At 70.4% G+C, this 720-nt stretch carries 1 protein-coding gene; it reads left to right on the top strand.

Annotation, left to right across the window (positions count from 1 at the left end; translation table 11 throughout):
• Positions 1–136: 136 nt before the first annotated feature.
• Positions 137–720: transposase (locus B7767_RS41560; protein WP_143652975.1), on the top strand; the 584-nt coding region annotated here is incomplete at its 3' end.

Below are 720 nucleotides of genomic sequence, written 5' to 3'. Positions count from 1 at the left end.
GCCCCCCCCGCCGCACTCCGGCCCTCCCGGAGGAGTACGGCGGGCCGGGTCCGGTCGACCGGCCAGGCGTCGGAAGCGGCACGGGGGCTCCTGCCGGCCCCCTCACCTGACGCCCATCGCCGCTCTCCGCGCCGACGTGAGGAGAGAACACCGCGCGGGACCGCACCCCGAGGGCGCCGAGCCTCGTACGGTCGTCCTCACCGTGGGCGGGGTGATGCGCACCGTTCCCGCCGTCCACCACCACCGGGGCGTGCCGGAAGGCCGCCTCGAGATCATCGGCCGTCCGTTCCTGCTCATGGGCCGAGGTGGGTTCCATTTCTTGGGCATCCGTGAGAGCGCGGTCCCCGGCGACGCTCTAGGGTCCGTCTTCAAAGATCATCAGATCGTGGATCATGGTGGGGTGGTACGTCGTCATGAACTCACTGACCAGGAGTGGGAGTTGCTCGCTCCGCTGATACCGCGGGCCGCGACGGGCCGGCCGCGGGTGTCGGACCGGCAGGTCATCAACGGGATGGTCTACAAGATCCGCACCGGGATCTCGTGGCGTGACCTGCCCGAACGCTACGGGCCTTGGCAGACGGTCTACCCCCGCTTCCGCCGCTATGCGATCGACGGGGTGTTCACCCGGGCCCTGCAGCAGATCCAGGCCCGGGCCGACGCCGCCGGTGACATCGACTGGCTGGTCCAGATCGACTCCACCATCGTCCGCGCCCACCAGCA

This window comes from Streptomyces sp. 13-12-16 (assembly GCF_002114215.1).
Classification (GTDB): Bacteria; Actinomycetota; Actinomycetes; order Streptomycetales; family Streptomycetaceae; genus Streptomyces.
The sequence above is the reverse complement of the archived record's forward strand: the minus strand, read 5'-3'. Positions and strand labels throughout refer to the sequence as shown.